Source organism: Bradyrhizobium sp. UFLA06-24, from assembly GCF_054967145.1.
In genome coordinates this window covers 40,385-54,359 of the sequence record NZ_JADFUE010000034.1, presented here as the reverse complement: position 1 = coordinate 54,359, position 13,975 = coordinate 40,385, and the positions used below count along the sequence as shown (strand labels likewise).

The 13,975-nt window shown below is 63.9% G+C and carries 12 protein-coding genes, 2 tRNA genes and 1 pseudogene; 1 reads left to right on the top strand and 14 read right to left on the bottom strand.

Annotated features, from left to right (window positions below):
* From IF809_RS24620 to IF809_RS24570, 11 genes and pseudogenes are all read right to left on the bottom strand, one after another.
* Positions 1-2,877 carry a valine--tRNA ligase gene (locus IF809_RS24620; RefSeq protein ID WP_462838791.1) on the bottom strand — a complete coding sequence of 959 codons (2,877 nt, stop codon included), beginning with the start codon at positions 2,875-2,877 and terminating at the stop codon, positions 1-3.
* A gap of 127 nt (positions 2,878-3,004) precedes the next feature.
* The gene (locus IF809_RS24615; RefSeq protein ID WP_462838790.1) at positions 3,005-3,766 is read right to left on the bottom strand and encodes a PopZ family protein; all 762 of its coding nucleotides are present in this window, start codon (positions 3,764-3,766) and stop codon (positions 3,005-3,007) included.
* Positions 3,767-4,069: 303 nt separating this feature from the next.
* Positions 4,070-5,461, bottom strand: coding sequence for a TolC family outer membrane protein (locus IF809_RS24610; RefSeq protein ID WP_128966187.1), 1,392 nt, complete (start codon positions 5,459-5,461; stop codon positions 4,070-4,072).
* Positions 5,462-5,666: 205 nt separating this feature from the next.
* Complete coding sequence (locus IF809_RS24605) at positions 5,667-6,329, bottom strand: protein-L-isoaspartate O-methyltransferase family protein (RefSeq protein WP_462838789.1); 663 nt, start codon at positions 6,327-6,329, stop codon at positions 5,667-5,669.
* A gap of 137 nt (positions 6,330-6,466) precedes the next feature.
* Complete coding sequence (locus IF809_RS24600; RefSeq protein WP_128966186.1) at positions 6,467-6,646, bottom strand: hypothetical protein; 180 nt, start codon at positions 6,644-6,646, stop codon at positions 6,467-6,469.
* A 193-nt stretch (positions 6,647-6,839) separates the two neighbouring features.
* A tRNA-Asn gene (locus IF809_RS24595) sits at positions 6,840-6,914 on the bottom strand.
* A 135-nt stretch (positions 6,915-7,049) separates the two neighbouring features.
* Complete coding sequence (locus IF809_RS24590; protein WP_462838788.1) at positions 7,050-7,238, bottom strand: hypothetical protein; 189 nt, start codon at positions 7,236-7,238, stop codon at positions 7,050-7,052.
* Positions 7,239-7,628: 390 nt separating this feature from the next.
* Positions 7,629-9,332: a flotillin family protein gene (locus tag IF809_RS24585; protein ID WP_462838787.1), complete on the bottom strand. Its 1,704-nt coding sequence runs from the start codon at positions 9,330-9,332 to the stop codon at positions 7,629-7,631.
* An 11-nt stretch (positions 9,333-9,343) separates the two neighbouring features.
* Positions 9,344-10,012: an OB-fold-containig protein gene (locus tag IF809_RS24580; protein WP_128966183.1), complete on the bottom strand. Its 669-nt coding sequence runs from the start codon at positions 10,010-10,012 to the stop codon at positions 9,344-9,346.
* Between the two features lie 10 nt (positions 10,013-10,022).
* A complete protein-coding gene (locus IF809_RS24575) occupies positions 10,023-11,186 on the bottom strand; it encodes a PspA/IM30 family protein (RefSeq protein ID WP_462838786.1) in 1,164 nt (387 codons plus the stop codon).
* A gap of 400 nt (positions 11,187-11,586) precedes the next feature.
* A pseudogene (locus IF809_RS24570) lies at positions 11,587-11,841 on the bottom strand (hypothetical protein); the annotation flags it as partial.
* Positions 11,842-12,097: 256 nt separating this feature from the next.
* Here IF809_RS24570 and IF809_RS24565 point away from each other — a divergent pair.
* A complete protein-coding gene (locus tag IF809_RS24565) occupies positions 12,098-12,289 on the top strand; it encodes a hypothetical protein (RefSeq protein ID WP_462838785.1) in 192 nt (63 codons plus the stop codon).
* Positions 12,290-12,339: 50 nt separating this feature from the next.
* Here IF809_RS24565 and IF809_RS24560 read toward each other — a convergent pair whose 3' ends face one another.
* The 3 genes from IF809_RS24560 to IF809_RS24550 form a co-directional block, all read right to left on the bottom strand.
* A complete protein-coding gene (locus IF809_RS24560; RefSeq protein ID WP_462838784.1) occupies positions 12,340-12,486 on the bottom strand; it encodes a hypothetical protein in 147 nt (48 codons plus the stop codon).
* Positions 12,487-12,673: 187 nt separating this feature from the next.
* A tRNA-Cys gene (locus tag IF809_RS24555) sits at positions 12,674-12,747 on the bottom strand.
* A 483-nt stretch (positions 12,748-13,230) separates the two neighbouring features.
* The gene (locus tag IF809_RS24550; protein WP_462838783.1) at positions 13,231-13,971 is read right to left on the bottom strand and encodes a tRNA-uridine aminocarboxypropyltransferase; all 741 of its coding nucleotides are present in this window, start codon (positions 13,969-13,971) and stop codon (positions 13,231-13,233) included.
* Positions 13,972-13,975 lie beyond the last annotated feature (4 nt).

Below are 13,975 nucleotides of genomic sequence, written 5' to 3'. Positions count from 1 at the left end.
CTACGAGGCCTGCTTGAGCCGCTCCAGCGCCTCGAGCAGCTTGGCCTTGCGGGCCAGCGCCGCCTCGCGCTTTTCGCGCTCCTCCTCGACGACCTCTTCGGCCGCGTTGGCGACGAATTTCTCGTTCGCCAGCTTCGACTCGGCACGCTTGATGTCGGCGTCGGCCTTCGCGATCTCCTTGTCGAGACGCGTGCGCTCGGCGGCGACGTCGATCACGCCCTTGAGCGGCAGTGCAGCCACCTCGCCGCGTACGAGGAGCTGGACTGCGCCGTCAGGCGCACGATCGGCAAACGATATCTCGGATAGACGCGCCATGCGCTTGATGACGTCGGTCCAGCGCGGCGCACGCTCCTTGGTCTCGGCGGAAACGCCCGCGAGGACCAGTGCCGTCAGCGTTGCCGGCGGGATGTTCATCTCGGCGCGCACCGAGCGTATCTGCGTGACGAGGTCGATCACCCAGCCGATCTCGGCTTCCGCTCTGGGATCGGTGAAGTCGGCATGGTCGAAGATCGGCATCACGAACGCCGGCGAGACCAGCGGATCGGTCGGGCCTGCCGCGGCGGCCAGCATCGCGAGTTGCTCCGCGGTCGGCCCAGCCGGCTTCAGCGGCCATGGTGCCAGTGCGAGCAGGCCCTCGCGCTTGCCCGTCACCTCCCAAAGCTCTTCGGTAATGAAGGGCATGAAGGGGTGCAGCAGCTTCAGGATCTCGTCGCGCGCCCAGGCGACCATGGCGCGGGTCTCGTCCTTGGCCGGACCGTCCGGCCCAAGCAGCACGGGCTTGGCGAGCTCGACATACCAGTCGCAATAGACGTTCCAGACGAAGCGGTAGATCGCGCCGGCCGCGTCGTTGAAGCGATAGGCCTCGATCGCCTCCGTCACCTCACGGGTGGTGTGCGCGGTCTCATGCGCGATCCAGCGGCTCAGCGTCTCCTTTGCCTTCGCCGGTTCGAAACCATCGGGCACGATGCACTGGTTCATCTCGGCGAAGCGGCAGGCGTTCCAGAGCTTGGTCGCGAAATTGCGGTAGCCCTCGACACGGCTGGTGGCGAGCTTGATGTCGCGCCCCTGCGCCGCCATGGCGGCCAGGGTGAAGCGCAGCGCGTCCGCACCGTATTCGTCGATCAGGTGCAAGGGGTCGATGACGTTGCCCTTGGACTTCGACATCTTGGCGCCCTTCTCGTCGCGGACGAGGGCGTGGATATAGACGGTCGAGAACGGCACCTCCTTCATGAAGTGCAGGCCCATCATCATCATGCGGGCGACCCAGAAGAAGATGATGTCGAAGCCGGTGACCAGCGCGTTGGTCGGGTAATAGCGCTGCACCTCGGGGGCATCTTCGGGCCAGCCGAGCGTCGAGAACGGCCACAGCGCCGAGGAGAACCAGGTGTCGAGCACGTCCTCGTCGCGCGTGATGAAGCCTTCGCGCTTGTTGCGGTCGAGCGCCATCTCGCGGCCCTGCTCGGCCGTGATGACTTCCTGCTCGACGTAGTAGCCGAGCGCGTGGCTGATCGCCTCCTCCTCGGTTTCCGCGACGAAAACCTTGCCGTCCGGGCCGTACCAAGCCGGGATCTGATGGCCCCACCAGAGCTGGCGCGAGATGCACCAGGGCTGGATGTTCTCCATCCACTCGAAATAGGTCTTTTCCCAGTTCTTCGGCACGAAGCTGGTCTCACCCGAACGCACCGCTGCGATCGCGGGTTTTGCGAGCGTCTTGGCGTCGACGTACCACTGGTCGGTCAGGTATGGCTCGATCACGCTGTTCGAGCGATCGCCGTGCGGGACCATGTGAGTGTGCGGCTCGATCCGCTCGACGAAGCCGAACGCTTCCAGCCGCTCAACGATGAGCTTGCGCGCCGCGAAGCGATCGACCTTGTGAAACTCCTCGGCGAATTGCGAGGCACCTTCCGGCAGGTCGTGCAGATAGTCCTCGTTATCGACGAGGTCGAGGCAGCCTTCCTTGTCGAGCACGCTGATCCGTCGCAGGCCGTGGCGATTGCCGACCTCGAAGTCGTTGAAGTCGTGCGCCGGCGTCACCTTGACCGCGCCCGAGCCCTTCTCCGGATCGGAATATTCGTCGGCGACGATCCTGATCTTGCGGCCGACCAGCGGCAACACGACGTTCTTGCCGACCAGCTTGCGATAGCGCTCGTCCTCGGGATGCACGGCAACGCCGGTGTCGCCGAGCATGGTCTCCGGCCGCGTCGTGGCGACCACGATGAAGCTCGACGGATCCTCGGGGCTGAAGGTCTTCCCTTCGATCGGATAGCGCAGATACCAGAGGTGGCCCTTCACCTCGGTCTGCTGCACTTCGAGATCGGAGATCGCGGTGAGCAGCTTGGTGTCCCAATTCACCAGCCGCTTGTCCTTGTAGATCAGGCCGTCGCGATGCAGCTCGACGAACACCTTGACCACGGCCTTCGACAGACCCTCGTCCATGGTGAAGCGCTCGCGCGACCAGTCGCAGGAGGCGCCCAGGCGTTTGAGCTGGTTGATGATGGTGTCGCCGCTCTCGGCCTTCCACTGCCAGACCCGCTCCAGAAACTTGTCGCGGCCCATCTCCCGGCGGCCGGGCTGCTGGCGCTCCATCAGCTGCCGCTCGACGACCATCTGGGTGGCGATGCCGGCATGATCGGTACCGGGCTGCCACAGCACGTCGCGGCCGCGCATGCGCTCGAACCGGCACAGGATGTCCTGGAGCGTGTTGTTGAGCGCGTGGCCCATGTGGAGCGAGCCCGTCACGTTTGGCGGCGGGATCACGATGGTAAAGGGCACTGCGTCGCGGCGATCGGGACGACCGGCCTTGAAGGCAAGGCTGTCCTCCCACACCACGGACATGCGGGCTTCGATATCGGCGGGCTGGTAGTTTTTCTCGATCATGGGCTGTTAGAAAGCCGCGCGCGGGGTTCAAGTCAACGGAAAGCTCAGCGGCAAAGGAGCCTTCCGGCCCGACCAGCAGGTCAAGTAGGGCACAGGAGCAGGGCTTTATCGGGGCTGCGGCGCCTGTTCAGCGGCCGCCGCGCGAAACCCGCTCAATCTCGGCCTTTACGATGCGTTCGACGAGGCCTGGCAAATTATCGTCGAGCCAGGATTTCAGCATCGGGCGCAGCATCTCCTTGACCAGATCCTCCAGCGTCCGCGCATTGCTGCTGAGCACGGTATGGGCCAGGGAGTTGAAGGCGGATTCGACGGCCGAGACCGTCGATTGCGCCAGGATCGGTTGTTGCGGGGGCAGCGGCGGCGCATCGAAGTCCACCGGCGCATAGGAGGGTGCCGGACGCGGGGGCGGCGATTCGGCGAATTCCAGATCGTCGCGCGGCTCGACCTTTCGGAAGCTTGGCGGCGGCGGCGCCGGTGTCGGCTCCGGATCCATCGCCATCTCGTCGGTCAGCTCGAGCACGTCGGGTTCGGGCTCAGGCTCGGGTTCCGGCGCACGCACCTCGGGCGCGGGCGTGGCCTCGTCGAGCCCCGCCAGCAGCGCGTCGATGTCGTCCTGGCTGTTGGGGCCGGCGTCCGCTGCAGGCGCAGGAGCTGGCGCGGGCTTTGCGGCCGGCGGTGGCACAGGCTTTGCCGCGGCAGGTTTTGCAGGCGCGACCTTGGATGCTGGAGCGTCGGCCATCTGTGGCTTCGCTGCGGGTGCGGCGGGCGCCGGTGCGGGCTTGGCGGCTTCCGCCGGCGGCGGCTTGGCCTCATCGTCGGCAATGATGCGCCGGATCGAGGCCAGAATCTCCTCCATGGAGGGTTCTGTGACCTTTGCAGGCTGCGTCATCTCCGACTCCACATCATCAACGCCCTCGCATGCGTTGTTTTACACCAAGCACGGCAGGATTGGCCGGTTCCGGATATGCGCCCCGACATTTTCGTCGCGACAGCCAGACTTGTCCCCAGATCACAGCTCTACGTGAGGCGGTGCGCCCCTGCCCCGTCACTCAAGCATTACGCATGCAACATCGGATGCGGAGCGAATCGACCCGCAGCTTCTTGGCAAGGCTATGTCAGGGATTTTGACGATTGCAAGCAAAGCCCCGGTCGGCCTCGGCTATTAGCCAGGTCGACCGGAGAACAACGGGACTCAGCGTCCGTCAGGCGTGCGCACGCCGGCCCAGCTGTCGCGGACCTGCTGATAGTGCACGCTCGGATCGTAGACGGTGGTGCTGAGGCCGAGCACTTGCGGTGCGAGACGACCGACCGCGTTCAACACGGAATAGGACGCCACCACCCGGTCGTGCTGTGCAGTGACGAGCGCAACGCGCGCGTTGACCAGTGCCTGCTGCGCATTGAGCACGTCCAGCGTGGTGCGCTGACCTGCCTTGGCCTCTTCACGCACACCATTCAGCGCGATCTCGGAGGCCGTCACCTGCGCCTGAGCGGACTGCACCTGCGCCTTGCCGGCTTCCAGCTGGCCCCAGGCCTGCACGACATTGGCTCGGGTCTGATCGCGGGTGGTTTCGAGGTTGAGGCGCTGTTGCGCCAGATTTTCCTTGGATTGGCGGATCAGCGCATATTCAGCGCCGCCCTGAAAGATCGGCACGGAGGCCGTCGCGATCGCGGAGGCGGTATTGGTGCGGAAAACCGTTAGGGTCTGCTGGTAGGCCGTGCTGACACCAGCCTGGACCGTGACGGTCGGCAGCAACGCGCCCTCGTTAATCTTGACCTGGAGATAGTTGACGTCGATGCCGTACATCGCGGCCGTGACGTTGGGGTTCTCCACCAAGCTGAGGTTGACGGCGGAGGCGATCGAATTAGGCAGGAAGCGATCGACCGGCGAGCCCGGAGCAAGATTCGACGGCTCATTCCCGATGATCCGGCGGAAGTTCGCGCGGGTCGTCGTCAGATTTGATTCGGCGGTCAGGGCCTGGGTTCTGCCGGCGGCCAACTGAGCTTCGGATTGCGCCACGTCCGTGCGCGTGACCTCGCCGACGTTGAAACGATCGCGCGTCTGCTTGAGCGTCTGCTCGAGCACACGCACGTTGCTGCGTTGAACCTCGAGCGTTGCCGCGTCGCGCAGGTAGTCCATGTAGGCCGTCGCGGCCTGTAGCAGAACCGTCTGCTCGAGCACGCGCAATGCCTCGCGCGCTCCGGAGACTTGGCTCTCTGCCACACGAGTCTGGTTGGCGGTCCGGTTGCCATTGTAGAGCGTCTGGTTGACGGTCAGACTGGCACTGTTGGGCTGAAGGGGCGGGTCGCTGTGGATCGGCAGGCCCTTCTGGACCGCCTGGATGTCCTGATACTGATATCCGGTGCTGAGGCTCAAATTAACCTTGGGACGATAGCCTGACAGGGCCTGCGGCACGTTCTCGTCGGTCGAGCGCACCTGGGCGCGCTGTGCGTTCAGCTGCGGATTGTTCTGATAGGCGCGCACCAGCGCAGCCTCGATCGTATCCGCCAAGGCGGGCGTCGGCCCGGCAAGCGCCAGCAACAGGACCGAAACCGCTGCTCCGGTGAAGAGCTTCACCCCATGCATCCCTGAAATTCCGTTCATTCTCACGCCAGGCTCGTGCCCGCGAGCCGGGTTACCGTATCCGAGTGGAGTCGTTGCCCCGCAGCAACATAGGACGCGGTCGAGCGCGACGGAACTACCTCCGGGTATTTCTCAGTGGAAACTCTTCACGTGCAGCATCCCGGCCACACTTCTGATTCAGAACGGGATTTTAACGGGGTTTCGGCGGTCAGAAGACGAACGCGGCGGCCCGTTCCAAACCGGGGAGCACCGGGGCTGCCGCATCGAACAGCGGCCGATGGCCGAATTCGCCGTGGGAACGGGTCACGATCATGGCCCGCGCCGGACGGGATTCGGCCGAGACGCCCACAAGGCGCCCGCCTTCCCGCAACTGGCCGAACAGCCGTTCCGGCGTCACTTCAGTCGCGCCGTTGAGCACGATCACATCATAGGGCGCGGCGGAGGGGTCACCTTCGGCACACGCAGCAGCTTTGCAGGTCACGTTGGTGAGCCCGAGTCCGACGAAGGCGTCCTTGGCTTTCGCGACCAGAGCCGAATCGCTTTCCGTTGCGGTGACCTGGCGAGCAAGCTTGGCGGTCAGCGCGGCGAGATAGCCCGTTGCGCAGCCGACGACCAGCACGTTGTCGCCCTCGCCGATCTCGGCGGCTTGGAGCAGCTTGCCGGTCAACTGCGGCTTGAGCAGGCAACGCTTGACGCCACCCTCGCTCACGTCGAGATCGAGGTCGAGATAGGCCAAGGCCTGCCGGCTCGCCGGCACGAATACCTCACGCGGAACCGTGAGCATGGCATCGAGAATGCGGCGATCGGTGACGTCATTGGTGCGCACCTGGCCATCGACCATTTTTTGGCGCGCGGTCGAGAAACCGGACATTTGCGGACCCTGCAAGGCGGACGATGCCGCGGAGGTGAATTGGCGGCATCTTTGGAACAGGCTCCGCGAAAACGCAACACGTCCGTTGGCCAGACAGCCAACCCCAGTGCCAATGCGAAAATCGGGGACGAGATGGCCTATTCGATCGGGACAGCCAGGCGCCCGATCAGGGCCGCTACTTCGTCCAGCCGCGCCGAATCGGGGGTCTCGACCGCACGGGCGAGACAGGCGAGGCACTCGTCATCGCTCAACTCTGGAATATCCGCCGGTAGAATCGAGGGGGCCCCGGGGGCACGGTCGATCTTGATGTCGGGCATGGGAATCAGCTCCGTGAGAGTCCGGCCCTGACAAAGTCGATTTCAATTGAGTCGATTTGGTGCCCTGCCGCGCACATCCGTTTGAACGCGATTCTGGCTCGATTTCGGCCCTGACTGCCCTGAAAAATCGATCGAATAGCCTCGCGCGCCGCTTTAGCGGACACTCACAATCCATTGATTACAAGGCAGAATTTGGCTCCCCGGGCTGGATTCGAACCAGCGACCATCCGATTAACAGTCGGATGCTCTACCGCTGAGCTACCGAGGAAAAAGGCGAACCCGTCGTTCGCGCGCGGCTGCGTATAACAAAGCCGATTGCGCTTGCAAAGGACGAATTCACCGTCATTCGCAAAGCAACGGGGAACGACTTATCGCACCCTCCCCGCGCTCAGGTCAGATCGCGCTACTCGGCGATGAAAGACGTGGTCTTCGTGCCGGGGTCGTAGCGCAGCCGAAGCGCCGTCATCTTGCAGAGATTGACGTTCTTCCAGAGCACGGCCTCGTCATAGTTCTGCCAGTCAACGCGGATGTTCCAGACGCAGCCTTCGTCATCCTCGTCGAACTCGACATAGGTACTGGCCTGATTCTGCAAAACCTTGTCGAGCTCGTTGTCCCTTCGTCCAGACAATCGTCCGGTGCGTTGAAGCCCAGGAACTTGATGGCGTACCGGTCTCGTTGACGACGGTGACGTTGCGGGCGTCGGCGGCGATCGATGGCGCGGCGGCGATCGCAAAACCGATCGCGATCAGTCCAGACAGAAAATACTTCATGTGAAATTCTCCGGATCGAAACAGGCCCGGCGCCTGACGTTGATCGGCGCAGGCGCCGCGGCAACCAACGGCGTTGCCTTGAAGGAATCGTCCGGAGAGCGATCGAGAGGTTCGAAACGCCCTCGATCCAAACTCCGGCTCGTTGCGCGACGCGAGACGCGCAACGAGCCAGTTCATAACGTTTCGAATTCTCCGCAGCAATGAACCGGCATTCATAGATCGGCGGAGTTTGTTTTATCCGGCGGTGTGGGCGCAGGCACCGCGGCCCCATTGCTTTTCCCTGTCACCGCGCCGACCAAAGCTTTCACGGGATCGTCGCCCGGCGCAAAACCGCTCTGGCGCAGGATCTCGTCGATCATCGGGCGCAGGGCGTGCACCTTGAGCAATTCGCCGGCAAGCCCTTCGCCGAAGCCGACGCCGCCGCCCGCGGCTCCGTTGGCGTTGCCGCCAAACGCGCCGCCGGTGTGCAGGATACGAACGTCTTTCAGATTGGCAATCGGCCTCACCATCTCGGCCAGCGCCGACGGCATCGTCTCGATGCGCTTCTTGGCGATCTCGAAATCGATGACGTTGCTGCCGAGCTTGTTCTGCGCCTCGTTTTTCATGGTGATGACGGCGGCTTCTGCCTCACCGATGTTCCTGACGCCGACCGCCTTGATCTTGTTGGACTCGGCTTCCGCCGTGGCCAGCGTCTTGACGGCCTCGGCGCGGTCGAGGGAGGCCCTCTTCTCGGCTTCGGCGGCGACGATCAGCTCGGTCGATTTGCGCTCGGCTTCGGTGCGGGCAGCCAGCACCTGCGTCAGACGAGCACGGTCGGCGACTTCGACGGCGCGTGCGGTCACGACCTTTTCTTCCGCGGAGACGGCGAGCGCTTCGGCGGCCTTGGCCTCGGCAACGGCCTCCGAGGTCTGCTTGCTCTTGGCCGCGATCTGGATTTCGTTCTCCTGCGTCGCGATCTGGATCTCGCGCTGGGCGTCGGTCTTACGTTTGTTGATCGCAAGGTCCGACTCGATGACCGCGGTTTCCTTGACCTGTTTGGCGCCGGCCTCCTTCTCGGCGACGGCACGGTCGGTGTCGATGCGGGCGTTCTCCTCAGTCAGGCGCGCGGTCTGCGTCGCGGTTGCGACTTCGGCGCGGGTGCTCGCGGTCTTGTTGGCAATATCGCGCTCCTGCGACAGCTCCGCTTCCTTCTTGGTCCGTTCGATTCCGAGCGTCTGCTGCCGCGCCTCCAGATCCTTCTGGGCGATCGCGACCTCGTTGTCTCGGACGATGGCATTGCGGTCGCGCCGGCGGGTCTCGGTGATGGTCTTGAGCTGGGTGAGACCTTCGGCGTCGAAGAAGTTTTCGGGGTTGAAGAACTTGACGTCGGTCTGGTCGAGCTTGGTCAGGGACACCGACTCGAGTTCGAGGCCGTTCGATTTGACGTCGGACTCGACCGTGGACTGCACATGCTTGACGAAATCCGAGCGCTTCTCCTGGAGCTCCAGGATGGTCATGGTCGCGGCCACCGAGCGCAGGCCGTCGACGAACTTGGCTTCGACCTGGTTGCGCAGCGCTTCCGCATCGTTGGTCAATGCACCCAGGGTCTGGCTCGCGAGCGCGATGCTCTCCTCATCGGGGCGGACGCGCACGTAGAATTCGGCGACGATATCGACGCGCAAACGATCCTTGGTGATGAGGGATTCCCGCTCCTTGCGTTCGACGGTGAGCCGCAGCGTCTTCAAATTGACGCTGGCGTAGGAGTGGAAGATCGGCAGGATCATGGCGCCGCCGTCGAGGACGACTTTCTTGCCGCCGAGGCCGGTACGGACGAAGGCCTCGTCGCGCGTCGCGCGCTTGTAGAGGATAGTGAAGACGATCCCGAGGACAACGATCAGCGCGACGCCGATCATGGCCGGGACTGCGATGTCGAACATGACTTTCTCCGCTAATGGACTTGCTGGCTTAGACTGGCTTTGGACGGTTTGAGTTCATCATCGGCCTTCACCGCGACGAAACGCGTGTCGACGCGATCGACCAGGAGCACGAGGGTCCCCTGCGGCAATGGCGCGGAGTCGGGCGCAGCCACGGCCAGGACGAAATGCCTGTTGCCGTGGATGTCGGCGACGCTGACGCGGCCCGGCGGCCCCTGGTCGAGCGGGCCGACGACCACCTCCCCGACCCGGCCGACGAGATCGCCGAGGCCGACCGCGTAGCTCTCGTCCTTGGGAATGACCCGCGCGATGCCGCCGCTGGCGGCGCGGACCAGCGGCACCGAGACGACGATCGCCGCGAGCGAGGCGATCGAGGCGGGCAAGGGACCGGCCACCATCCGCGCGACGTCCTGGATCAGGAAGCCGGTGATCGAGAAGGCGCCGAGCGCCAGCAGCAGGAAGATCAGCAGCGGCACGCCGCCGACATTGACCCAGGAGATGGCATTGATCACGCCGTTATCACTGGGATGGCTGAAATCGATGCTGGTCCCGAGCATCTCGCTGAGCGAGGCGCCGACCAGCATCGTGACCACTTCGAGCGTGCCGACGATGAGGATCATGGCCGCCGCGATCGCGAACGGCCGGACCTCCGGCGACATGACGTGTTCGAGCAACGCGCTCATGACACGAACCTCAGGAGCGCGACTTCAACCGCGCGAGCCTCGCCGCAATCTCCTTGTCGCGATGGAGCGCGCTCAGTTCGTCGATGTCGCTCGAATACGGAATGCCCGGTGGCACGCCGGTGACGCGCGCGACCACCCTGCCCGCGCGCAACGCTTTCGCCGCCGCGGAGCCGCCGCTGCGCTTGCGCGGCGAATTCGAAGCCTGGTGGCTCGCGGCCGCCTCGCTTTTTTCCAGATCAACGCGGCGCTGCTCGGCATCCTGGAGCGCCGAGAGCACGGCACGCAGTGAGGTCACGCATTGCTCGATCTTCTCGTTGTTCTCGTCGATGGCTCGGGAAAGCACCTCGAACTGCGCCTCCAGATCCATCTGCCGGGCGATGCCGGCGCGGGCGAGATCGTCGCGGCTGTCGGCGACCGCGCCCTCGATCTTGGCGGCGAGATCGGTCATCTCGCGTTCGATTTCGGTGCGACGCGCGTTGAGGCGGTATTCCTCCGCGCGCGCAGCCGCGAGCGCATCACGCGCCTCGCTCTCGGCGCGCTCGATCTCGCGGATGGCCTGGCCGACCACTTTCAGCTTGTTGTTGCCTTCCGCCTGCTCGATCGCGTCATAGGCGATGCCGGCGATCAGACGTCCGACCCGGGACAGGAAATTCTCGGGAGCGGCTGCGATGGTATCCATGGCGTTCTCCTCCTCTGGCAGACTGTTCGGCGTGACGCCGTAGTGAACCTCGAAACCGTCGTCGGTGCGGATCAGATGCGCGGGCACGCTCTGGCCCCAGCCCTCTGCGTAGCCGGCATAGTCGAAGGGCACGCTGAAACGCCCTTGCACGGTTGCAATCGAAATGGTCGCAGGGCCCTTGATCTTGGCGAGCTTGTCGTCGAGCGGCAGCCGCCGGCCCTGCGCCGCGCGATAATCGGCGCGGTCGCGCAGGCCCAGCGTTACCAGGCGGGACGGCAGTGCGGTTTCTTTCCGGATCGGCTCATACGCATGGGCATGCAGCAGCACGACGTTGGAGCCCACATTATGGGTCCGTGCGACCTCATCCAGGATCTGCATCATACGGTCATACGCCCTGAACGTCGCCTCCATGGCGGCCTTGGCGACCGGGTCAGGGGCAAGCCTGTAGCGAAGCGCCGATGGCGCGTTTCGAGGTGACGGGCTCATGGAAAGCACTAAAGCACCATTTTGGTGCTTTACAAGAGGGAGGCTTGATCACGTTCCACTGATCCTGAGGCACTCCAAGGTTAGTCGCTGTCGCCTGTGGCCGCGTTCAAGGCGGGCCCGTCACTCTGGATCACCGCCGATCAAGATATATTGCACGCAGGGGTTGCAGTTGACCTAGGTGCCGCGGGCGAATTCGGCTTCGCTCATCGCGCGACGGTGGCCCCGACCAGTGAGTTTGGCCGACAGGTTCAACTGGGTCATGACTCTGTCAGATATGATTCTCACGACCACTACATCTGCGTCGGATACGCACAGATCCACAGCTTATCCGCAGCATATCCACATCAGGTGTAAGACGGATTTGCATCAGATCGCAAAGCACTTGCTGCGCACAAATCCACAGGCGGCTTCCCCCGGCCCAGTCGAACACCGCGCGGCGCCCTCAGGCTGGAGAGTTTGCGCCGCAGGCACGCCGTGATGGCCGGACATCAGGGATTTCTCCAGCGCAGAGTCGATAGACGTCAGCCCTGCACGCCCGCCGTGGCTCCGGCGTGCCCTGTTGGCCATGGGCTGTAGGCGAAAACAGCGCCAGGAACAGCCCGACCGTCGAGGCGCGACGCGCCCGGCTTCTCACACCCGCAAACCGCAAGAACCTCGCCTTCATGACCGGTCTCCTGTCTGCCTGCACACAGCCTGCCTTTGGCCGGTGTGGGTACAGACGTAAGAGGAATAAACGTCGGAAGATGTGATCTCTTTCACACTGGCGCGGCCGCGTAGGAACCTAGAGTTCCCCAGGGGATTTTCAGGAATAGCTAACCAATCGGAGCCCGATCGCCCGATCGTTAAAATGCGAACGATCGGGTCAATCGAGAAACAAACCGGCTTTGCGACAGTGCGCCATCCGTGGTCCGGAGGGTGTGATGAGCGAAGCCGAATTCAATTTGATGCTGGATGCGGTCCGTGACGCCATGACTCATGAAGAATTCGCGCCCGCGCTGGAGGAGTTCGTGTCCCATACATGGACCTTCGATGCGACGCCCAAAGCCGCCAACGACAATGAGGGCGCCTGGCCGCTACTGCCCTTCCCGGACGGCTGGTACGCGGCCTCCTGAGTCCTCTGGCCAAGCCTTAAAACCCGGCCGCGCACGACCGGATCCTGCGATCAATTCTTGACGCTTTCCTCGCCGCTCTGGGTCGCCCGATCGTGGGCGGCAGGCGGAAAGATGCTGTCATAGATCGCGCGCGCCTCGCGAATGAGGCGAGCCCTCTCCAGCTCGGACTTCGGGATAAATCGGACGATCTCGCCCACGTGCTCTCCAGCTCGTTGTTGGGACTGCATCACCCAGTTGATGCGAACCCTATGCCAACCGACCTGAATCGGGGGTTTCCAACCACCCCGGGCGAACCCGGTGGGCGCGCTCCGCGCGCAGGCGCCATCGACAAGCGTGACAGCATGTCCGCAAGCCTATTTTTGATTATATATCAATGAGTTGCTATGGAGGCCACGACCAGAATTGAACTGGTGTACACGGTTTTGCAGACCGTTGCGTAACCACTCCGCCACGTGGCCCCATTGTCGAAAGGACGAGTTTGTCAGTGGGTAAGGATGACCTGGGCCATTCTCAACGGTCTGCGCGAAACGCACAAACGCTGACGAAAACGGTACAAGTTCCCCGAGAAGTCCCCACGCCCTCGGAGCGGTCCGAAGGTGCCACTCGAATATAGGGCCGCGTCCGGCCGGTCAACCCAGCGTGCGAAAGTCTGGCCAAGCTGCCGACTTCCGATAGCGTTCCAGTAGTTGACCCGGCATGATCTCTGTCGCCGGTGGCCGTACCCTGCCGGGCATGATGTCCGCCCCGGTCAAAGCCGACCCACCGATTCTGATCTGCTCGCGCTGCCGACGTCCGATGACGTTCTTAGCGACCCTCCCGGCCATCCTCGATCTGCCCGCAGTGCACGCCTTCCAGTGTCGCCCCTGTCTGCGCGTCGAGACGATCCCGCTGTCACCCTAAGGCGTTCGGCGTGCCTCGTTGCCCGCGCGTCCTCGGCGTATTCAGGACCGTTTGCCGCGGCGAAAATCGCCCCGGCGGCCCTTTGCTGCCGGCTTTGGCGCCAGTTCCGGCATCTCGGCCTGAACTTCGCGGTAGCGCGCCAGCATCCGTTCGAAGCTCGCATTCAGCGTCTCGGCGATATCCGGGCGCTTCTCCAGTCCGGCCAGCAGCATGGCCGCGGCTTCGATGGTCGACAGCCCGTCCTTGCGCGGCTCGCGGCGCAAGCGCCCGTAGCGCGACGGATGCGCCGGGTTGAGGATGACGCGCTGGCACTTCAGCATCCACGGATTGCGCCACCACAGCGCCTTGGCCTGGCTCCAGGTGCCATCGAGCAGCACCACGCCTTCGAGCTTTCCCAAGGCGGTGCGCTGGTTGTCTGCGATCTCGCCCTTGCGATTGAGCGCGACGATCTCGCCCTCCGCCTCGAGATCGGCCGCGCGGGCCGAGCCAAGATAGAGCACGGCCCAATGCGAGGCGTTCTCGATCGGATGGCCCAGCGCCTTGGACAGGCTCGGCCAGGACAGTCCAACCCGCAACGTCGCATCCGGGAAATGTCTGGCGAGCAGCCGTGCGGTACCCAGCGCCCTGTCCTGCTCCTGCGGATGCTGAAGGATCAGGAGCGACAGCTTGTTCTCGATCGGCGTGACACTGTCGCAGATGCAGAGCGGCATCGGCTTCTGGCAGTGCGGACATTCGGGGATCGGCTCGGGCGCTGCGGCCGTGATCTCAGCAGGTTTCGACATAACC

Bases quoted from the DNA above. Each gene is read 5' to 3' on its own strand.
- IF809_RS24620 (WP_462838791.1), bottom strand. From the start codon at position 2,877: ATGATCGAGAAAAACTACCAGCCCGCCGATATCGAAGCCCGCATGTCC.
- IF809_RS24615 (WP_462838790.1), bottom strand. From the start codon at position 3,766: ATGACGCAGCCTGCAAAGGTCACAGAACCCTCCATGGAGGAGATTCTG.
- IF809_RS24610 (WP_128966187.1), bottom strand. From the start codon at position 5,461: ATGCATGGGGTGAAGCTCTTCACCGGAGCAGCGGTTTCGGTCCTGTTG.
- IF809_RS24605 (WP_462838789.1), bottom strand. From the start codon at position 6,329: ATGTCCGGTTTCTCGACCGCGCGCCAAAAAATGGTCGATGGCCAGGTG.
- IF809_RS24600 (WP_128966186.1), bottom strand. From the start codon at position 6,646: ATGCCCGACATCAAGATCGACCGTGCCCCCGGGGCCCCCTCGATTCTA.
- IF809_RS24585 (WP_462838787.1), bottom strand. From the start codon at position 9,332: ATGTTCGACATCGCAGTCCCGGCCATGATCGGCGTCGCGCTGATCGTT.
- IF809_RS24580 (WP_128966183.1), bottom strand. From the start codon at position 10,012: ATGAGCGCGTTGCTCGAACACGTCATGTCGCCGGAGGTCCGGCCGTTC.
- IF809_RS24565 (WP_462838785.1), top strand. From the start codon at position 12,098: ATGAGCGAAGCCGAATTCAATTTGATGCTGGATGCGGTCCGTGACGCC.
- IF809_RS24550 (WP_462838783.1), bottom strand. From the start codon at position 13,971: ATGTCGAAACCTGCTGAGATCACGGCCGCAGCGCCCGAGCCGATCCCC.